At 40.2% G+C, this 20,213-nt stretch carries 15 protein-coding genes; 7 read left to right on the top strand and 8 right to left on the bottom strand.

Going from position 1 to position 20,213, the window contains the following annotated elements:
• Positions 1-174: 174 nt before the first annotated feature.
• Positions 175-3,516: an Rne/Rng family ribonuclease gene (locus F968_RS16780; RefSeq protein WP_004794887.1), complete on the bottom strand. Its 3,342-nt coding sequence runs from the start codon at positions 3,514-3,516 to the stop codon at positions 175-177.
• 721 nt (positions 3,517-4,237) lie between these two features.
• Between F968_RS16780 and F968_RS16775 the strand changes: the two genes are divergently transcribed.
• The 4 genes from F968_RS16775 to F968_RS16760 all read left to right on the top strand — a co-directional run bounded on the left by F968_RS16775 (position 4,238) and on the right by F968_RS16760 (position 7,259).
• On the top strand, positions 4,238-5,170 hold the full coding sequence (locus F968_RS16775; protein WP_004794885.1) for an RluA family pseudouridine synthase: 933 nt from the start codon (positions 4,238-4,240) through the stop codon (positions 5,168-5,170).
• The gene (locus tag F968_RS16770) at positions 5,167-5,841 is read left to right on the top strand and encodes an HAD-IA family hydrolase (protein ID WP_004794883.1); all 675 of its coding nucleotides are present in this window, start codon (positions 5,167-5,169) and stop codon (positions 5,839-5,841) included. Before F968_RS16775 ends, F968_RS16770 begins: the two co-directional genes overlap by 4 nt.
• Positions 5,842-5,911: 70 nt before the next feature.
• Positions 5,912-6,604 (top strand): helix-turn-helix transcriptional regulator, encoded by a 693-nt coding sequence (locus F968_RS16765; RefSeq protein ID WP_004794881.1) that lies wholly within the window; start codon positions 5,912-5,914, stop codon positions 6,602-6,604.
• A 49-nt stretch (positions 6,605-6,653) separates the two neighbouring features.
• Positions 6,654-7,259, top strand: a complete 606-nt coding sequence (locus F968_RS16760) for a glutathione S-transferase family protein (RefSeq protein WP_004794879.1) — start codon at positions 6,654-6,656, stop codon at positions 7,257-7,259.
• Positions 7,260-7,317: 58 nt separating this feature from the next.
• Here F968_RS16760 and F968_RS16755 read toward each other — a convergent pair whose 3' ends face one another.
• Positions 7,318-7,995 (bottom strand): DUF1345 domain-containing protein, encoded by a 678-nt coding sequence (locus F968_RS16755; protein ID WP_004794875.1) that lies wholly within the window; start codon positions 7,993-7,995, stop codon positions 7,318-7,320.
• 265 nt (positions 7,996-8,260) lie between these two features.
• Positions 8,261-9,166, bottom strand: a complete 906-nt coding sequence (gene hcaR / locus F968_RS16750) for a DNA-binding transcriptional regulator HcaR (RefSeq protein WP_004794873.1) — start codon at positions 9,164-9,166, stop codon at positions 8,261-8,263.
• Between the two features lie 657 nt (positions 9,167-9,823).
• On the opposite strand from hcaR, the gene F968_RS16745 reads away from it, so the two are divergent.
• Positions 9,824-10,876 (top strand): MBL fold metallo-hydrolase, encoded by a 1,053-nt coding sequence (locus F968_RS16745; RefSeq protein WP_004794871.1) that lies wholly within the window; start codon positions 9,824-9,826, stop codon positions 10,874-10,876.
• A gap of 65 nt (positions 10,877-10,941) precedes the next feature.
• Here the strand turns inward: F968_RS16745 and katG are convergent, their stop codons facing one another.
• The 3 genes from katG to F968_RS16730 all read right to left on the bottom strand — a co-directional run bounded on the left by katG (position 10,942) and on the right by F968_RS16730 (position 16,485).
• A complete protein-coding gene (gene katG, locus F968_RS16740) occupies positions 10,942-13,098 on the bottom strand; it encodes a catalase/peroxidase HPI (RefSeq protein ID WP_004794869.1) in 2,157 nt (718 codons plus the stop codon).
• A 521-nt stretch (positions 13,099-13,619) separates the two neighbouring features.
• Positions 13,620-15,914, bottom strand: coding sequence for a phosphoenolpyruvate--protein phosphotransferase (ptsP, locus tag F968_RS16735; RefSeq protein WP_004794867.1), 2,295 nt, complete (start codon positions 15,912-15,914; stop codon positions 13,620-13,622).
• Between the two features lie 85 nt (positions 15,915-15,999).
• Positions 16,000-16,485, bottom strand: coding sequence for an RNA pyrophosphohydrolase (locus F968_RS16730; protein WP_004794866.1), 486 nt, complete (start codon positions 16,483-16,485; stop codon positions 16,000-16,002).
• A gap of 182 nt (positions 16,486-16,667) precedes the next feature.
• On the opposite strand from F968_RS16730, the gene F968_RS16725 reads away from it, so the two are divergent.
• On the top strand, positions 16,668-17,318 hold the full coding sequence (locus F968_RS16725; protein WP_004794864.1) for an HAD family hydrolase: 651 nt from the start codon (positions 16,668-16,670) through the stop codon (positions 17,316-17,318).
• 4 nt (positions 17,319-17,322) lie between these two features.
• Here F968_RS16725 and F968_RS16720 read toward each other — a convergent pair whose 3' ends face one another.
• Positions 17,323-18,183: a LysR family transcriptional regulator gene (locus F968_RS16720; protein ID WP_004794863.1), complete on the bottom strand. Its 861-nt coding sequence runs from the start codon at positions 18,181-18,183 to the stop codon at positions 17,323-17,325.
• A 115-nt stretch (positions 18,184-18,298) separates the two neighbouring features.
• Complete coding sequence (locus F968_RS16715) at positions 18,299-18,553, bottom strand: DUF2061 domain-containing protein (RefSeq protein ID WP_171065154.1); 255 nt, start codon at positions 18,551-18,553, stop codon at positions 18,299-18,301.
• Positions 18,554-18,790: 237 nt separating this feature from the next.
• Between F968_RS16715 and leuC the strand changes: the two genes are divergently transcribed.
• On the top strand, positions 18,791-20,209 hold the full coding sequence (leuC, locus tag F968_RS16710) for a 3-isopropylmalate dehydratase large subunit (RefSeq protein WP_004794861.1): 1,419 nt from the start codon (positions 18,791-18,793) through the stop codon (positions 20,207-20,209).
• Positions 20,210-20,213: the final 4 nt, after the last annotated feature.

Below are 20,213 nucleotides of genomic sequence, written 5' to 3'. Positions count from 1 at the left end.
TTCGATCAATCCAAAAAAGGTTGCGTTGGCAAAAGTACAGTGTTTTTCATGGTTCACCATGCTTTTAAAACTTTTCTTCTAGTGCAATCAACCTAATTGGTTAAAAATAACAAAAAAAACCTAGTCATCGAAATGGCTAGGTTTGTTTAAATTAGCTGCAATTGAGCAAATGATTTACTCAGCTACAGGATTTGCTTTCTTTGGTGGACGACCACGAGGGCGACGAGGAGGACGACTTGGTTTGTCCTGATCTGCCTTAGAATCGTCTGATTCAACTTCTGCAGTAGCTTCCGTTGGTGCTACAGCCTGTTCTGCGGCAGCTTTTGCTCTTGCAGATGCTTTAGGTTGTTTAACAACTGGAGCTTCAACTACAGTTGTCGCTGGTGTTTCTTCTACGCTTGTTTCACTTTGAGCTACTTCAGCCACTTGATCAAGCTCAAGCGGTTGTTGTTTTGACTCAACAGGTGCTTGTGTTTCAGCAGCAGGAGCAACAACCGTTTCTTCAACAGCTGGAGCTACAGGTGCAGCTTCTTCTGGTGCAGCGTGTTGTTGTTTAACTTGCTCAAAAGCTTGTTCAGCAGCAAGTTTTGCTAAACGACGACGCTCACGTGGATCATTAGCAACACGTGGTGTTTGCTCTTTTTGTGGTGTCAATGCAAGTACAGGCGCAGGCTCTGCTTCTTGTGATGGCTTGTTGCTTGGAAGCTCTGCATCACGAGTAACAGGCTTTTTGTCTTCAGCATCAGACACGACTTCTGTTGCTAGCGTACTAGCGTACTGTTCAGCAAACTTCTGCAATGCACGATTGAATGTTGGAACTAAACCAAACTGTTCAATCAATACTGTGCAGTCTTCACCATAAACATGACGAATCAAGCTACCAATCGTATATTGCGCCAACGTTGGAATTTGTGATGGGGCAATTGATGGTACCGCAGCTTTAGCACGTTTCGCGTTGCGTTGTTCACGACGACGCATACGAGGGTCATTGCTCGCACGTTGAATTTGCGGTTGAGTTTTGCTGTCTGCAGGAGGAGTCGTCGTTTCTTCTGCTTTAACAGTGACTGCTTCTTCTACAACTGCAACAGGTGCTGGAGCTGACTCTTGAGCGACTTCAACAACAGGCGCTGTTTCAGTGCGTTCAACAGGTTGCTCTGGAGTCAAAGCAATAATTTCACTTTGCGCCTGATCAACATTGATCACTAAGGCTGTATTCATGACTTCATGCTTTGGAGCATCAATCAAATCAACCTTAATTTGTTTCTCATCAACAACTACTGGTGCCGCCGGTGCATTTTGATTTTCATTCAATACACTTGGATCGCGGTGGCGATTTGGACGGTTCGGACGTTGTTGATTATTACGGTCACGACGCGGCACGGCATTTTCAGTTTGTTGTCCATCATTTTGATGTTGTTGATGTGACTGATCTGGGTGCTGACGTTTTTGTTGACGTTTTAACTCACGTTGTTCTTGACGTGATAACTGTACAACTTCTTCATGAACCTGTTGTGGTTGTTGCTGTTGTTGTGGCTCTTGAGCATGATGATGTTGTTCACGTTGCTCTTTGTGCTTACGTTTTTTGTTGTTTGGACGTTGTTGTACTTTATCGTCTTTTTCAACATTTTCACGAACTTCCTGTTTAGCAGGAGACTGTGAAATGTAAGCATTATTAGATGGAGCCGTAACAGTTTCAGCAACTGGCGGTACTGCAACTTGTCCAAACTGGCCACGGCTTACAGCGCCAGTATTGACCATTTGTTCAATTGTCGCAGCAGCATTTTGTGCTGAACGAGATTGATCAATAGTTTTAGCTTGTTTTTGAACAAAAAGGTTCTCTAACCATGCAAGAGGGCTTGCTGCTTTTTGAACGCTTGCCTGAGCAATAGCAGGTTGAGCTGCTTGATTTACTTTCTTTTGACCAGCCGCATTATTTGCAGCAGGAGCATGGCCATGATCAGCTTCTTCTAAATGCCATTCAGAAGATTCATAACCTAACTCTTTTTCACTTGAGCGAGTTGCTTCAGTACGCTCATAGCTAGATGGTGCAAATCCATCTGGATTGTACTGAATTTCATAGTGAGGTGTTTCTAAGTGCGGGTGAGGTAAAACAGTCACACGAACACCAGAAGTTTGTTCTAAATAAACAAGGCTATGGCGTTTTTCATTGAGTAAGAACGCTGCAATTTCAACAGGAACTTCTACTTGTACTTCACCATGACGTTCACGAAGAGCAATTTCTTCTACTTTACGCATAATTGAAAGCGAAAGTGAACGTAAGTCACGCACCATACCCGTGCCATGACAGCGTGGGCAGACATATCCAGTTGCTTCTTCAAGTGATGGACGTAAGCGTTGACGGCTCATTTCCATTAAGCCAAAACGAGAGAGTTGGCCAAATTGGATACGTGCACGGTCGCTTTGTGTTGCTTCACGAAGTTTTGCTTCAACCATGCGTTGGTTGCGTTCTTTAGTCATATCGATGAAGTCGATAACAACTAAACCGCCAATGTCACGAAGACGAAGTTGGCGAGCAATTTCTTCTGCTGCTTCTAGGTTTGTATTAAGCGCAGTTTCTTCAACGTCATGTCCACGAGTCGATTTCGCAGAGTTAATGTCGATTGAAACTAAAGCTTCAGTCTGGTCAATTACGATTGAACCACCAGAAGGAAGTTTTACTTCACGCTCGTAAGCAGTTTGAATTTGGCTTTCAATACCAAAATGAGCAAACAACGGCTCGTTTAAAGTATAAGTTTTAAGTTTATCTAATTGACGTGGCATAACTGCTTTAACAAAGTTATACGCTTCGTTATAAGCTTGTTCGCTATCAATTAAAATTTCTGCAACGTCATCACGTAAGTAATCGCGGATAGCACGAGTAACTACGCCAGCTTCTTGATGAACAAGCATTGGAGATGGACCAGAACTTGCAGTGCTTTGGATTTGTGCCCAGAGGTCAAGCAAATGCTGTAAATCTAACTGTAATTCTTCTTGAGTACGACCAATACCTGCGGTACGCACAATAACACTCATGCCGCGAGGTAAATTTAAAGAAGCTAAAATTTCTTTTAATTCTTCACGTACAGAACCTGAAATTTGACGGCTAATACCACCGCCTTTCGGGTTGTTTGGCATAAGAACCAAATAACGTCCTGCGAGTGAGATGAATGTAGAAAGGGCTGCGCCTTTGTTACCACGTTCTTCTTTTTCAACCTGAACAAGTAATTCAGTACCTTCAGTGATGAGTTCACGAATGTTTGAAGTTTGTCGCGGGTCTGCTTGGAAATAACTATTTGCAATTTCGCGCATAGACAAGAAGCCTTGACGGCCTGCGCCATATTCAACAAACACAGCTTCTAAAGAAGGTTCTACGCGGGTTACATGGCCTTTATAGATATTGGATTTTTTCTGTTCTCGGGTACGATTCTCTAAATCAAAATCGTAAAGACGATTACCAGTGATAAGTGCAACGCGGACTTCTTCTGCGTGAGTTGCATTAATCAACATACGTTTCATGGGTGTGACACCTAATAGTGACCCACACAAACATATCGCACAAACTTAAAGGTTCTGAACGAACATCGAACATGACGGATCATTTCCCAGATCTCAAAATATTTGTGGTCTGAGTCATCTGTTACCGGCTACATTTAGCCTTAACTTCGATTCTCGTCTGTGATGTAGGCAATACTGCTTCAACCTTTAAATCGGACTTCCTTAGTGCTTCACTGGCGGGTGAGCGGTACATTGGTTAATGACTTTCACTGTCATTGAGCGCGAAGTGACTTCTTTTTGGAAGTTTGATACGGAATGTTCATCGTATCGGTGCTTTCGGCAGTTCCAATGCATCAACGCTTTAGCCTGAAGGCAACATTAAGGAGCGATTTGTCTGATGTGTATCAGTTTACGTTCCATAACCAACTAGAGTTGGTAACATATTTTTTTGAACAAACTGAATTAAACGCAACAGTTTGTCATTTTGCCGATATAATAAGCCTTCGGCGTCGGCATAATTCTTTAGGACCTATCCGAGCTGATGGTGAAAGCATCATTTTGATTGAGGTTTCAATCAGGGAAATTCCCTATTAGATGTTCACTTACGGCGGTATCCGTGCGCTGACTATATCAAACCTTGCAGCATCTGCCTATGGGCTAAGCTTAGATTTCTTGTGAAAAAACTAAGCTAAACGGTCATTTATTAATCAAATTTAGCAAAATTTCAGGTTTAAATATTAGTATGAATTCTACACAGCAATGGCAAAGTGTCACTTGGTTTGAGGTGGATGAACATCAAGCAGGACAGCGAATTGATAATTTCCTGTTCTCGCGTTTAAAAGGTGTACCTAAAAGTCGTATTTATCGTTTGATTCGTGAAAGTCAGGTTCGAGTAAATAAAAAACGTGTTAAAGCTGAGACTAAACTTGAGATTGGCGATCAGATTCGTGTTGCTCCAATTCGTTACGAACAAAAAGATGAAACAGCCGCTCCTGTCAGTGACAGTGTGGCACAAGGCCTATTAAGCCGTGTGGTCTATGAAGATGAAGGTTTGTTAGTTGTTAATAAGCCTTCAGGTATTGCTGTCCATGGTGGTAGTGGTATGGCGTACGGTTTGATTGAGGCACTACGTGCAGCGACGGGCAAAAAATACTTAGAACTTATTCATCGTATTGACCGTGATACTTCTGGTCTGGTCATGATTAGTAAAAAACGTAGCACATTAAAACAACTACAAGATATGTTGCGTGAGCACAAAATTCGTAAAACCTATGCAGCGATTGTTAAAGGTCAAGTGAGCTTAGATAAACAGCTGATTGATGCACCTTTATTGAGATATGAGCTGGCAAATGGCGAGCGTCGTGTACGTGTAACTAAAGATGGTAAACCAAGTAAAACTGAATGGGTTGTAGCAGAGCGTTTTAAAAATGCGACTCTGGTTCATGCATCACCTTTATCTGGCCGTACTCATCAGATCCGTGTGCATGGTTTAAGCATTGGACACCCATTGATTGGTGATGATAAATATGGACACACGACTGAGTACACTGGCCCTGAAGCACGTCGTCTATGTTTACATGCGATGCGTTTAGATATTCCAGGTTATCCGCCGATTGAAGCACCTTTACCAGAAGACATGACCCAGTTATTAAAGGCTTTGAGAGTGGCAAAATGAGTCTAAAAGCCGAATTAGTTATTTTCGACTGGGATGGGACTTTATATAACTCTGTTGGGCAGATTGTTGCTAGTTTGCAACATGCCGCAGAGCAGCATGAATTGCCTTTAACCGATGAAGCAGCAAAAAGCATTATTGGTTTAGGTTTGCCGGAAGTTATGCAAACCCTATTTCCAGAAGCACCTGAGTTACATGATTCAATTTTAAAAGCATATGGAGATCACTATATTGCAAACTCTACAAATGATGCATGGTTCGATGGTATTGCTGAGCTATTACATGACTTAAAAGCGCAAGGTTTAAAACTTGCAGTCGCAACGGGTAAAAACCGTCGTGGGCTAGATCGTGTAATCGCAAAAACACAGAGTACTCATCTTTTTGATGTGACTCGAGCAGCCAATGAAACTAGATCGAAACCAGATCCTCTCATGTTGCAAGAAATCTTAACAGTCACTGGGGTAAGTGTTGAGCGTGCAGTAATGATTGGTGATAGTAGCTATGATCTTGAGATGGCTCAGCGGTTAAACATGCCACGAATTGGTGTGGGCTATGGTGTGCATTCGAGCGAAGTTCTACAACAGTTCCAGCCTTTAACGATTGCTAAAGATGTACCTGAGCTGCACAACTTTTTAAGAGAGTATGCAAAGTTATCTACGGTAGATGTTGCATAATTTAGAATAATATAAGAAGGGGGAATTTATTCCCTCTTATTGTATGTCTAATAACAATAAGAAGAGAAAAATGAGTCGTTCTATTCGTCTATTAAATCTTTTACAACAACTTCGTGAAGCCCGTTATCCAATCACTGCACAAGTTCTCGCTGAACGTATGGGAATTAGTGTCCGAAGTGTCTATCGCGATATCGATAGCTTACGTGAGCAGGGTGTAGCAATTGAGGCATCGGCAGGTATCGGTTTTCAGCTTAAAGAAGATATTGTACTCCCACCAATGACACTCAATGAAAATGAAGTCGAAGCTATTTTTCTGGCATTGTATTGGTTAAAGAGTGTGCCAGATCAATCGTTGCAATCGGCATCTACATCTGTATTAGCTAAATTGAACTCTGTTTTGCCTGAGCATCGGCAATATTTATTACAGCAAACGACTTTAAGAGCATTTAATACGTGGCTGCCTGTAGATGAAAATCGAGTCGAACAGGTGCGTTTAGCCATTCGGCAGCAAGTCAAAATTTCGCTGCATTATCATGATGAGCAGCAACGAAGTAGTGTTCGAACCTTGTGGCCTTTTGCCTTGGGATATTTTAATGACAAAATTGTGTTGGCTGCATGGTGTGAACTCAGGCAGGATTTTAGACATTTTAGACTTGATCGTATTCAACAGCTGAGTTTAAGCCAAGAATTATATCCATCATTTAAGCAAAAACTATTTGAGCAGTGGTGGGCACAAGAGTCGAAGACTACTGACAAAAACTGACAAAGAGGTTTTGTAGACTAGGTTCCACGATAAACAAGGAGCCATAAAAATGAGCCTTAAACTTTATACTAACAAAGAATCACGTGGTGTTGTGGTCGACTGGCTTTTAGTCGAATTAGGTGTTGAGTGTGACCGTATTGAAGTCGAATACAAGACTGCAATGAAAACACCAGAATATCTAAAAATTAATCCTTTTGGAAAGGTGCCAGTATTGGTAGATGGTGATGTCGTGATTTATGAGCTAGGTGCAATCTGTGCTTATCTTGCTGATAAATTTTTCGATAAAGGTTTAGCTCCTGCACTAGATGATCCTAAACGCGGTTTGTACTATCGCTGGTTATTTTTGATGGCAGGCCCATGGGAAGCTGCGGGTGTTGATAAAGCTCTCGGAATAGATGTATCTCCTGAGCAAAAAATGTTTGTGGGTTATGGTGATTATAACGATGCCTACCAAGCTTTAGTACAAGGGCTTAGTGAAGCAAATCCGTATGTGTGTGGCGAACAATTTACCGCCGCAGATATAAGCGTTGGAGCAATGCTGTTATGGCAATTGAAAATGGGAGCGATTGAATCTCATCCTGCTATTACGCGCTATGTTGAAACCATCAAACAACGTGAAGGCTTAAAACAAAGCACGATGGGCTCATTGTTGTAAACCTCTGCTGTTTAGAGTCACCCATTTGGGTGACTTTTTTATTTCCTAAATGCAAGTTTTAGTTGGTAAGAAAGCCAGCAGCAACGTTAATACAGATCGCTAAAATGGTGGTATTAAACCCAAAAGACAACACCGCGTGAAATAAGTTTAAAAGACGCATGTGTTTGGTGGTAATCGAAACGTCGGCAGTTTGGGCAGAAGTACCAATAATATAACTAAAATATAGAAAATCAGGATAAGTGGGTTGTTTTGTTCCCGGAAAATCTAGACCACCATTTTCTTCATTTCTAGATAAAGCCATATAAAAATCATGGGCATAATGTAGAGCAAAAACGGTATGCATAAAAAGCCATGCAGAAACAATAGTGAGTAAAGCTAAAGCCACATGGCCTAACTTTGCAGAATGATCCGAAGGAAGCTGTGAGAGCTGTATTAAAATAGCAACTAGGCACATGGTTAAAGCCAGTAGAACAATCAGCATAATGACCCATTTGCTTTCATCTTGTTTTTTTGCTTGCTGCTGCATTTGAGAATGATCAGCACTTTTCATGAGCTGCCAAACATGTAGTAAATATATACTAATCGAAGTATTCCAGCTGACTAATAAAATAGTTGACCATTTCCATGAGGTGAACCATGTCAGAATACTCGCTGTGATAAATCCTATAAATAAAGCAATAAAGAAATGAGGGCGGTTTAGTACACTACGTCCAAGATGTTGAAATACTGAAACCATTTTTCCAATCTCCTTTTACCAAATGGTAAATATATTATTTTTTATTAAATGGTAAAAATAATATCTAGTTTTATGTGGATTTTATTCCAAGATTTTAAATTGTATTTAAGAGATATTTACTTTTACCGAGTAGGTAAAATAGAACAAAAGCGCGGGATAAACTGTTTATAAAAAGTATAAAATAAATAAAAATATTATTTAGTTATACCTTTTATAAAGGTGTCTTTATTAATCATAGGCTTAAAATAAAATATAGCTTTTCTGATTAGGTGTGAGTTAAGTTCTTATCCAGATGAAATACTTTTGTGAGTTGATCAATAAATTTTTGAACCCCTAAAGACTGTGAATTTCTACGGTAATTTACGAATAAATCCAATGTCGGTAACTCGACATCAAGGGGGCGGACTACTGTATTTTTGATGCCTAAAGGTGCAACGTAAGCAGGTAAAATTGTACAACCTAATCCGGAGCCAAGAGAGTTAATATTAAACAACATGCTATCTGCTTTTTGAACAATATTGAGGTCAATATTGTGAGTTTTGGCAAAGTCTAAAATCGTGTTATGTAATGTTTGTGACTGCTCGGCAGCAGGAATAATAAAGTCAACGCCTTGTAACGCATGAACAGGAATTCGTTCATATTGAGTAAGTGGATGATTTTTAGGAAGTAAAAAAATCAAGGGTTCAGTCAAAACAAATTGGCTTTGGATTTCATCACTATCTGTGTTTTCACGGGTAAATGTAATGTCTAACTCACCTTTTTTTAAGGATTTAAGTTGTTCGGTATTGTTTAGATTAGATAGTTCAATGATGAGATCGGGGTGTTGTAATCGCAGATTAGGAAGAACGTAAGGAAAAATCTTCATTTCTGCAATGGGGACAAAACCAATACGGAGCAGCTGCTGTTTAGCCTTAGAAACCTGTCGTGCCAGAGCAACTGCTTTTTCAGCTTGAGCAAGGGTCAGGCGAGCATGTTCTAAAAAGACTTCACCTTCTTCGGTTAATTCAACTTTACGTTTAGTGCGATTTAAAAGTCGTACACCAACATCTTCTTCTAAATCTTTAATCTGTTGGCTAAGGGAGGGTTGTGCGGTAAAAAGTTTAAGAGCGGCTTTACTAAAATTTAATTCTTCAGCAACGGTAATGAAATATCGGAGATGGCGTAGTTCCATAAGACTAATCCAAAAAATGTCTTACTATGATTTATGTGAAGTATAAAGCATAAAGGGATATAGCGTGAAGGTACTTTAGGTATTTATAAAATAAATGGAATTTTCATTTTCATTAAACATTTAATATATAAATATAAGTTCAAGTAATTCATAAAATATATTAATTAGGATAGTTTAAATACATTATTTTTACTTAATCAAAGAAATATTTAAATGTTTTAAATATTAGTATAGGTGATTCTCATAATATGCAAAAATGAAGAAATATAAAATAATATTATAAAATATAAATTCTTTAAGAATGAATTGACTTTAAGTGTTACTAAATATTTTGTTCTATAAGCTGGCAAAACGTTTGAAGTTGGAAAAGTAGGGCTTACCAAGGTAAAACCAAGTAGCTCACCCCCAATTTCACGTGACTAATTATTGTTATGTTATACAAGCAGTCTTAATAAGAATGGTAATTATCGACGCATAAACCCAACACATCTATGTATTTTTTATGGCAATCTAATTCAACTTATGTTGGCTGTGACCACAATAAAAGGGATATTTATATGATAAATAAATGTAAGTGCCATAGCTTAATTTGTTTTAATTGTTAAGATAGAAACCTGAACACATCCATTCTGCCGATGCTAAAACATAGAAAAGCCCATGAAAGACAAGCCGACATTAACATATCAATTGCCGACTCAGTCCTGTTGGACGCATACATGGATAAAACCTCCTTTTTATCATCCCGAGTCAGGGCATGAATCTGATACACGTTTTTATAACCAACAGCCTAAATCGCCGGCTAGAGGCTCAAAAGAGCTATTACGTTGGTTAGTTACGCGTGAGTCTTTTACATGGAAAGTTGATATTCAAAATGAATACGATACCCGTGTAAATACGGCTGTTACATTGCCTCAAAATCGTCCTCAGGCAGATTTAGATGATTGGCAAGTTTGGTTTGTTGGGCATGCAACCGTATTGATTCAGATCGGGCCTTATAACTTTATTACCGATCCAGTATGGTGTGATTATGCAAGCCCTTCACAGGGTCGTGGTCCTCGCCGTGTGTGTCCAGCAGGTTTTGCATTAGAACAATTGCCGACGATTCATGGTGTTCTACTCAGCCATAATCATTATGATCATATGGATTTGGCTACGCTTGAGTGGCTACATAAAAAATTTGCAATGCCGATTTACACTGGACTTGGGAATGGCTTTTATCTACCTAAAGAGTTTCATGTGATTGAGATGGATTGGTGGCAAGAAATTCCCTATCACGAACTAAGAATAATCTATACACCTGCACAGCATGGCTCTGGTCGTGGTCTACGTGACCAAAATAAAGCACTCTGGGGTGGCTTTTCGGTTGTGGCTAAAACAGGTCATTGTTTCTTTGCAGGTGACACGGGTTATGCAGGGCATTTTAAGCAAATTCATGCTCGTTACGGTGCACCGCGAGTGGCATTACTTCCCATAGGTGCGTATGAACCTCGTGACTTGATGAGTTATGTTCATATGAATCCACAAGATGCGCTACATGCACACTTTGATTTACAAGCCCATCGTTCTCTCGCGATTCATTATCGGACTTTCCAGTTGACTGATGAGGACCGAGAAGATCCAGAGCATGCTCTAGGTCAAGCCATTAAAGGCTCATCAAAGCTTGCAAATCCTTTTTATTGCATTCGAGAAGGGCATAAATTAACTGTTTAAAACTAGATTCTTGATATTAAAAAAGCCAGTTCAATTTGAACTGGCTTTTTATTATTTTGACAAAATTATGCTAAGTCAAAACGGTCAAGATTCATAACTTTAGTCCATGCAGCAACAAAGTCTTGAACAAATTTTTCTTTACCATCTGCTTGAGCATAAACTTCGGCCAATGCACGTAAGATTGAGTTTGAACCGAAGACTAAATCATTACGTGTTGCAGTAAATTTTACTGCGCCTGTTTTACGGTCTTTGCCTTCAAATACTTCGCTTGTTGAATCAACAGGTGCCCATACAGTGGACATGTCGAGTAAGTTCGTAAAGAAGTCTGTGCTGAGTACACCAACTTGCTGAGTGAATACACCGTGTTGTGAACCATCCCAGTTAGTGTCCAGTACACGTAAACCACCAATCAATGCTGTTAACTCTGGTGCAGTCAAAGTCAGTTTTTGTGCTTTATCAATTAATAATGCCTCAGTTGATGCGCTGACGCCGTCTTTTTTCCAGTTTCTAAAACCATCGGCAAGGCCGAGGAGTAATTGGAAAGATTCGACATCAGTTTGACTTTGTAGTGCATCAACACGACCCGCGGCAAATGGAACGCTAATATTGAAACCTGCCGCTTGAGCAGCTTGCTCTACGCCAACGTTACCTGCAAGCACAATTAAGTCAGCTAATGACAGTTGAGTTGAAGCTTTGAGTTCTTCAATTTTAATTAAAGTCTCAACAGCTTTTTTGTTTACTTCCCATTCACGTTGCGGTGATAAGGTAATACGTGCGCCGTTTGCACCGCCACGCTTGTCTCCACCACGGAAAGTTGACGCTGAAGCCCAACCAAGAGAAACCAACTCGCCAGCAGATAGCCCTAGTGCAATAATTTTTGCTTTTGCATCAGCAATGCTGGCAACTGATGGTACAGCACTAGCAGCAGGTAATGGGTCTTGCCAAATTAAATCTTCAGCCGGAACTTCAGGGCCTAAATAACGTGCTTTTGGTCCCATATCACGGTGAGTTAATTTGTACCATGCACGGGCAAAAGCATTGGCGAAAGCTTGTGGATCGTTAAGGAAGCGACGAGAGATTTTTTCAAACTCAGGATCAAAACGTAAGGTCAAATCTGTAGTAAGCATTGTTGGCTTACGTTTAACTGATGGGTCGAATGGATCTGGGATGATCGCCTCAGCATCTGCTGCTACCCATTGAATTGCACCAGCAGGGGAACGTTCTTGTACCCACTCGTATTTGAATAGGTTTTCAAAGAAGTAGTTGCTCCATTGGGTTGGCGTTTGTGACCAAATGACTTCTAAGCCTGAAGTGATCGCATCTTTACCAACACCAGTACCAAAACTGTTTGACCAGCCAAAGCCCATTTGTTCAATTGACGCTCCCTCAGGATCAGCCTGAACATGGTCAGCAGAGCCAGCCCCGTGGGTTTTGCCTAAAGTATGGCCACCTGCAATTAATGCAACAATTTCTTCGTCATCCATTGCCATGTTGCCAAAAGTCGCACGAATAAACGGTGCAGCCGATTTTGGATCACCACTGGCTTGTGGACCTTCAGGGTTTACATAAATTAGACCCATTTCGGTTGCAGCGAGATTGCTGCCTTCCAATGCTTCAGAGTTTCGATGAGCTAACCATTCTTTTTCATCGCCCCAGTTTACATCGTTGTCTGGTTCCCAAACGTCTTCACGACCCGCACCAAAACCAAATGTACGGAAGCCAGAAGACTCAAGTGCGATGTTACCGGCAAGAATAAATAAATCTGCCCACGATATTTTTTGACCGTATTTTTGTTTAACTGGCCATAGCAAACGGCGTGCTTTATCTAAGCTCGCATTGTCAGGCCAACTGTTTAAAGGAGCAAAACGTTGCTGACCGCGACCAGCACCACCACGACCATCACCCATACGATAGGTGCCGGCAGCATGCCATGCTAGTCGAATAAATAAGCCTGTATAATTTCCCCAATCGGCTGGCCACCAATCTTGAGAATCGGTTAACACATTTTTGATATCAGCTTTGAGGGTGTAGTAGTCGAGTTTTTTAAATTCTTGACGATAATTAAAATCTTTACCGAGTGGATTAGAACGTTCTGAATGTTGGTTGAGTAGGTCGACGCGTAGTTGTTTTGGCCACCAGTGTAAACTAGGCGTGCCACCACCGATCGTTACTTCTGGTTTTGATTTATGGCCTGAAAAAGGGCATTTTGATTCGTCTGACATGGTTATATTCTCTCTGGGTAATAATTATTGAGCTCTTAGTAAAAATGTTAGGGCTCATTTTCCTGGACTTCTGGTTTGAAAACTCATGTTTACTAAATAAAGAAATGAGAGAACACATGATGAGAGAAACCGTTTAAAAAGTCTTTTCACTAGGATGTTGGCTCATTATTTTTTATTTAATAATGCATCAGATTCCTTTAATTGTTATTCCTCCAATTTACTGTATGGAGGTTAAAAAATAAAAGGAAAAATAAGATGAAACCTGTAAATAACGATGCATAGAATTACCTCTTCAATTGCTGAACAACTTAAGATCTTTTAATAACGCTCTTTAAATATAGTAGAAGTAGAGGGCTTATTTTTCAAATGGATTAAATTGTCAATATTAATTTAAAAAACCGATTGAAGTTTGGTTTAAAAAGCAGGGTATGAGTGAGAGTGAAAAGAAATTTTTATATTTAGTTTTATTAAGTTATTTGAAAGAATAAAGGAGAGCATTGCTCTCCTTTATTCTTTATATATTAAACATTTACGATTCGATTCGATTTCACCATATCAGCCAAACCGTGAGTTTTAAAATAGTACTCAAGCCAACTTTTCACAATGAGCGGATTATTCATTTTCATAACATCATCAAGTAATTTTTGTGCATCTGTCATAGGTACATGACAAATTGCTTTTCGTACACGCAAAATATTACTCGAGCTCATCGAAAGGGTATTAAAGCCCATCGCCATAAGTAAAATTGCCGATAATGGATCACCTGCCATTTCACCACAAATACTGATTGGTTTTTTGTGGTCATGGCATTCTTTAACCAGGCGAGATAAAGCACGTAGAATAGATGGGTGGAAATGCGAGTAAACGTTTGCCACATGTGGATTATTACGATCAACCGCGAGTAAATATTGGGTTAAGTCGTTTGAACCGACCGAGAAGAAATCGACGAGTTCGGCAAACTCATCAATTTGTAGCAATACGCTTGGCACCTCAACCATAATTCCAATTTTAGGTTTGGTAATTTTAACTTGCTCTTCTTCTTGCACCGCAATCCAGTCACGCTCAAGTAAATAAAGCACTTCTTCGACTTCACTTACTGTGGTCACCATTGGCAATAAAATATGCAAATTATTTAGACCAATACTGGCTTTGAGCATGGCGCGAATTTGAGACGAGAAAATCTCAGGATGGTCAAGCGTGAAACGAATACCACGCCAGCCTAATGCCGAGTTTTCTTCTTCGATACTGAAATACGGTAAGTCTTTATCGGCACCAATATCGAGAGTTCGCATTACCACAGGCTTGTTGGCGAAGTGGCTTAATTGTTGACGATAAATTGCACGTTGTTCTTCTTCACCTGGGAAGCGTTCCCGTAACATGAATGGAATTTCGCTTCGGTATAGACCCACACCTTGCGCGCCACGTTGTACTCCGCGGACGACATCAATCATGAGACCCGTATTCACATAAAGCTGAACAGATACACCATCTGGCGTAATCGCTTCTTTGGTCTCATATTGTTTGAGATCTTTTGCGATTTGTTCATCTTCTTTTTGAATTTCTTTATAACGTTGGCGTAAACGACGTGGCGGATTAACAAAAACACGGCCCTGATAGGCATCCACGATCATTTCTGCATCATCAAGTGTATTAACAGGCAGTTCGGTTACACCAACTACGGTTGGAATACCTAATGCACGAGCCACAATCACCATATGTGAGTTGGCTGCACCTTCTGATGTCACAATTGCTGCAATATTATCTACAGGCAGCTCTACGAGTGCCGCAGTACTAATTTCTTCACCAATTAAAATACTGTCTGGACTCAGTTCACGGTGACTAGAATCTTCTTCTTGCAAAGAGGCTAAAATACGTCGGCCTAAATCTTTAAGATCAGAAACTCGCTCACGTAGATAATCGTCTTCCATTTGTGCAAATAGGGCAGTATGTTTTTCAATCACGCGGCGTACTGCACCTTGTGCCCAATGCCCGTCACGAATAAGTTCTTTAATTTCGGCTGGCAATGCATTTTCATCTAGCATTCTTAAGAAAACACTAAATAAAGCGCGTTCTTCTGCCATTAATGAATCATGCATTTTTTCATCTAAAGAACGAATCTCTGAACGAACTGATGAAATGGCTTGATCTAGAAGTCGAAGTTCATGACTAATATCTTCTGCTTCACGGTCAGGTACTGAGGCTAAATCGGCAGGTGGATATAAAATAATAGCGCGGCCTAAAGCAACACCGCCTGCACCTGAAGCACCTTGAAAGGTTTTATAGGCAGGACCATTACTTGGTTTACGAAATACGTCAATATTTCCAACTGCGTGAGCGTGAGCAATAACGCCAGAAAGCTGAGCACACAGCGTGACTAAAAATGACTCGGCTGCTTCGCTAAAATCTTGAGGAAGTTTGTTTTGTACAACCAAAACGCCCATAACCTTACGGCGATACATTACAGGTACGCCAAGGAATGAGTTATAAATTTCTTCGCCCGTTTCAGGTAAATACAAGAAACGCTCATGTTTTGGTGCGTTGTCAAGGTTAACAATTTCTTCACGTTGCCCGACCAGACCGACCAAACCTTCACCGAGTTGCAGTGAAACATGGCCCACAGATTCTGGGTTTAAGCCTTTAGAGGCCATCAAAACATAGCGCTGGTTGCGTTCATCGAGTAAATAAATAGAGCAAACATCCACTTTCATGGCTTCAGCAACCTGATTGACCATGATGTCTAACGATTCATGCAAACTGACGGACGCATTAACCTCTTGGACAATGCGCCGTAAAGTGTCGAGTTGCATGTTTGACATGGATGTATACTCCAGTATTTTTTTAGACTATGAATGTATTTATAACAGCACTTTTAATAAAAATCATTTGCTAGATAAATGATTTTTAGGGTAATTGTTGCATCGGCAACTGTGTACACAACTCCACCATGGCTTTGCGATAAACATCACGCTTGAAGTTCACCACTTGTCCAAGAGGATACCAATAGCTAACCCACTGCCATTCATCGAATTCGGGCGGGTCGGAGAGGTTTAACTGAATATTTTTTGCATGCGCAGTTAATTTCAGTAAAAACCATTTTTGTTTCTGTCCGATACATACGGGGTCAGAGTCTGACCGAATGTACCGATGTGGCAAACGATAACGCAGCCATCCTTTGGTTTGCGCAATAATCTGGACATGTTCGGGCAATAAGCCGATTTCTTCTCTCAGTTCTCGAAAAAGTGCCTGTTCAGGAGTTTCTCCAAACTGAATGCCTCCTTGTGGAAATTGCCAAGCATTGTGACCAATGCGCTTTGCCCATAAAACCTGTCCATCATCGTTTGCCAAAATGATCCCGACATTCGGTCGGAAACCTTCTGAATCGATCATTTGGCTACCTAAATATTGTCTATATCGTTGACTTTAATCGCGGGGACAAACACTTTTTTATGTCCAGCTCGAAAAGATCAAAGTAAAATGTTTAAATTGCTACGATCTTAACGAATTTCTATCGACTAGCGGAGATAGATTTACATTTTTTTTCTTAAATTTCAGTTTAAACGAGAATTTTCATGAAACTGGCGTTGTTTGATTTAGACCATACCTTGTTAAATACCGATTCAGACCATTCTTGGGGTGAATTTTTAGTCAATGAAGGTTTGGTTGATCCGGTTCATCATCGTCAGATGAATGATAAATTTTATGAAGATTACAAAGCAGGACAACTTGACCCATATGCTTATAACGAATTTGTCTTTGGATTTTTAACAAAGCACGACAATAATTATTTAACCGAACTTCATCAGTTGTTCATGCAAAAAGTGATTCGTCCACAAATGCGTCCTAAAGGTTTTGATGCAATCAAAAAACATCAGGACTTAGGACATACGATTGTGGGTATTACTGCAACAAGTGATTTTATTACTGCGCCGATTTTCCGTGAATTTGGAATTACAGAAATTTTGGCAACCAATGCTGAAGTTGCTGAGGGGAAATATACGGGTAAAGTTGCTGGTTTGGCATGTTACCAAAAGGGCAAACTTGCACGTCTAGATGCTTGGTTGGAAGGTCGTAGCGTGTCTGAGTCTTGGGCTTATTCAGATTCAATCAACGATCGTTTTTTACTTGAATATGCAACGCATGCGATTGCAGTAAATCCTGATGATCGCCTTGAAAAATTGGCTCAAGAAAATAATTGGGATATTCAGGACTGGTCGATTTAATTGACTACTCCTGCATCATTTTAATCAGTTCCTGCATAGCTCTAGATTGAGTACGTGCAGGATGCCACACCATACCTAATTGGCGATTCATTTCTACATCTAAATCAAGTTGTTGCATATCTTGATTCAGCAAAGTTTTTGGTAGTACTGACCAACCTAAACCAATCGACACCAACATGCGAATAGACTCAAGAGGGTTATTACTCATGGTGATTTTTGGTTTTAGCCCTTGTTTTTCAAACTCGGCTAATGTGATTTGAGCAGTATAAGTTTGTGCAGCGGGTAATAAGCTTGGATATTCAATGAGATCTTGTAAGGTGAGATTCTTCTTTTTTGCTAATGGATGAAAAGGGGCAGCAACAAAAACTAAAGGATCATTCCAGATTGTAATGTAGTTAAGACGCTCATCACCTGAAGGAGGAAGTGTTAAAAATGCTAACTCTAAATCACCAGCAAGTACTTGTTCATGGGCTTGCTCTGAATCAACAAAATGTACATCTAAGGTGACTTGAGGAAATTGCTGAACAAAATGCTTAAGTGGTGCAGGTAAATGATGCAAGCCAATATGGTGACTTGTCCCGACTTTTAAGCGGCCTTGCACTTGAGTTTGTTCATGGCTAAGCGTGTGGTGAATATCACCCAGCTCATTTAACCAGTTTTTAACTTTTGGTAATAATGAATGTGCAGCATGAGTTGCCTGTACACCTCGGCCTGCAGACTCAAATAGTTTTACACCAAAATATTCTTCTAAACTGTGAATTCGTTTGGTAACAGCAGGTTGAGTAATAAATAATTGATCTGCTGCCACAGAGATAGACCCTGTTTCCATAACTTTTACAAAAGCTTCAAAGGCTGCAAGATTCATAATACAACTCAACTTGGAATAGAAAAATCAAGAGGCTAAAGTTGCCGAGCCAAAATCGTATCATGCTTGCAGCAAAACGAGTGAGAAAGTTGTGAATTACCGCACTAATCTTAGCCTAAGCCGTTGTTTCTTTTTCGACTAAGGCTGATACGCGACGATCTTTAGCTGCCCAAACTTTTTCATGAAAGAAAAAAGCAAATGCTTGTACAGTTGGTTCAAGCATACTTAAGGTTAAAGCCATCCAGATATTACCTGTTACAAAGTATGCAACTATCATTGCTACACTAATATGCATAATGTAATAACTTAATGTTTTCTTTAAAGTACGTTGATTATTTACAACGAATTTTTGAATATTAGCCATGATCATTCTCTTTAGCCACTTTGGATATTTTTAGTATAGGCATTAGAGTATAAGATTAAAAATTGATTATGCAAATGATAATCATTAACAAAAACGATTTATTAAATTTGGGGTTGTTTTTAGAAATTAAAATTGATTCCAAAAAGTTTTCTAATTTATAAAAATGATAAATTAGATTTATGTGAAACTCTAGCTATAATCGAAGAAAGATTAGAATTACCCAGTCCAATGGAGCAAGACGACATGGCAGGCAAAACTTTATATGACAAATTGTGGGATGACCACGTTGTTTCACAGCGTGATGATGGCTCATGTTTACTTTATATTGACCGTCATTTATTGCATGAAGTGACTAGTCCACAAGCATTTGAAGGTTTGCAACTTGCAGGTCGTCAACCATGGCGTTTAAGTGCAAACGTTGCTACACCGGACCATAACGTTCCAACTTCTAAAAAAGAACGTGACCAAGGGATCGCAGGTATTGAAGATGATACGTCTCGTATTCAAGTTCAAACCTTAGATGACAACTGTAAAGCTTTCAATATCGTTGAATTCAGCATTAATGATATTCGTCAAGGTATTGTGCATGTGGTTGGACCTGAACAAGGCTTAACTTTGCCGGGCATGACAGTCGTATGTGGTGATTCACATACAGCTACTCACGGTGCTTTCGGTTGCTTGGCGCATGGTATTGGAACATCTGAAGTTGAACATGTGTTAGCAACACAATGTTTGATCCAGAAAAAATCTAAAAACATGTTAGTGCGTGTAGATGGCGTATTAGGCAAAGGCGTAACACCAAAAGATGTTGTGTTGGCAATCATTGCTAAAATTGGTACTGCTGGTGGTACAGGCTACGCAATTGAGTTCGGTGGTCAAGTTTTCCGTGATATGTCGATCGAAGGACGTATGACGGTATGTAACATGGCGATTGAAGCTGGTGCTCGTGTTGGTATGGTTGCAGTTGATGACAAAACTGTTGAATACGTGAAAGGTCGTAGCTACGCACCAAAAGGCGAGCAATGGGAACAAGCAGTTGCTTACTGGGACACTTTGCATTCAGATGAAGATGCAGTGTTTGATGCAGTCGTTGAATTAAATGGCGCAGAGATCGAGCCACAAGTGTCTTGGGGAACTTCACCTGAGATGGTTATTCCGGTCACAGAAGCTGTACCAACTTTAGAACAAGCGAAAGATGACGTTCAACGTAATGACTGGACGCGTGCTTATCAATATATGGGCTTAAATGCAGGTCAAGCATTAGCTGATATTCAACTTGATCGTGTCTTTATCGGTTCTTGCACGAATTCTCGTATTGAAGATATTCGTGCTGCTGCTGAAGTGGTTAAAGGCCGTAAAGTAGCCTCTAGCATTAAGCAAGCCATGATTGTTCCAGGTTCAGGTTTAGTGAAACAACAGGCAGAAAAAGAAGGCTTGGATAAAATCTTCTTGGAAGCTGGTTTTGAATGGCGTGAACCGGGTTGTTCAATGTGTTTAGCAATGAATGCAGATAAATTACAACCGGGTGAACACTGTGCATCGACGTCTAACCGTAACTTTGAAGGTCGTCAAGGCAATGGTGGTCGTACTCATTTGGTGAGTCCTGCAATGGCGGCAGCGGCTGCAATCGCTGGTCACTTTGTTGATGTTCGTTCATTTTAATTCG

This window comes from Acinetobacter sp. NIPH 817 (assembly GCF_000368405.1).
Taxonomy (GTDB): domain Bacteria; phylum Pseudomonadota; class Gammaproteobacteria; order Pseudomonadales; family Moraxellaceae; genus Acinetobacter.
This window is presented reverse-complemented; position numbering and strand designations above follow the sequence as displayed.

What these genes read in the sequence shown, in the direction of transcription:
- F968_RS16745 (WP_004794871.1), top strand. Translation starts at nt 9,824, where the DNA reads ATGAAAGACAAGCCGACATTAACATATCAATTGCCGACTCAGTCCTGT.
- F968_RS16730 (WP_004794866.1), bottom strand. Translation starts at nt 16,485, where the DNA reads ATGATCGATTCAGAAGGTTTCCGACCGAATGTCGGGATCATTTTGGCA.
- hcaR (WP_004794873.1), bottom strand. Translation starts at nt 9,166, where the DNA reads ATGGAACTACGCCATCTCCGATATTTCATTACCGTTGCTGAAGAATTA.
- F968_RS16755 (WP_004794875.1), bottom strand. Translation starts at nt 7,995, where the DNA reads ATGGTTTCAGTATTTCAACATCTTGGACGTAGTGTACTAAACCGCCCT.
- F968_RS16770 (WP_004794883.1), top strand. Translation starts at nt 5,167, where the DNA reads ATGAGTCTAAAAGCCGAATTAGTTATTTTCGACTGGGATGGGACTTTA.
- F968_RS16720 (WP_004794863.1), bottom strand. Translation starts at nt 18,183, where the DNA reads ATGAATCTTGCAGCCTTTGAAGCTTTTGTAAAAGTTATGGAAACAGGG.
- katG (WP_004794869.1), bottom strand. Translation starts at nt 13,098, where the DNA reads ATGTCAGACGAATCAAAATGCCCTTTTTCAGGCCATAAATCAAAACCA.
- F968_RS16765 (WP_004794881.1), top strand. Translation starts at nt 5,912, where the DNA reads ATGAGTCGTTCTATTCGTCTATTAAATCTTTTACAACAACTTCGTGAA.
- F968_RS16725 (WP_004794864.1), top strand. Translation starts at nt 16,668, where the DNA reads ATGAAACTGGCGTTGTTTGATTTAGACCATACCTTGTTAAATACCGAT.
- F968_RS16715 (WP_171065154.1), bottom strand. Translation starts at nt 18,553, where the DNA reads ATGATCATGGCTAATATTCAAAAATTCGTTGTAAATAATCAACGTACT.
- leuC (WP_004794861.1), top strand. Translation starts at nt 18,791, where the DNA reads ATGGCAGGCAAAACTTTATATGACAAATTGTGGGATGACCACGTTGTT.
- F968_RS16760 (WP_004794879.1), top strand. Translation starts at nt 6,654, where the DNA reads ATGAGCCTTAAACTTTATACTAACAAAGAATCACGTGGTGTTGTGGTC.
- F968_RS16780 (WP_004794887.1), bottom strand. Translation starts at nt 3,516, where the DNA reads ATGAAACGTATGTTGATTAATGCAACTCACGCAGAAGAAGTCCGCGTT.
- ptsP (WP_004794867.1), bottom strand. Translation starts at nt 15,914, where the DNA reads ATGTCAAACATGCAACTCGACACTTTACGGCGCATTGTCCAAGAGGTT.
- F968_RS16775 (WP_004794885.1), top strand. Translation starts at nt 4,238, where the DNA reads ATGAATTCTACACAGCAATGGCAAAGTGTCACTTGGTTTGAGGTGGAT.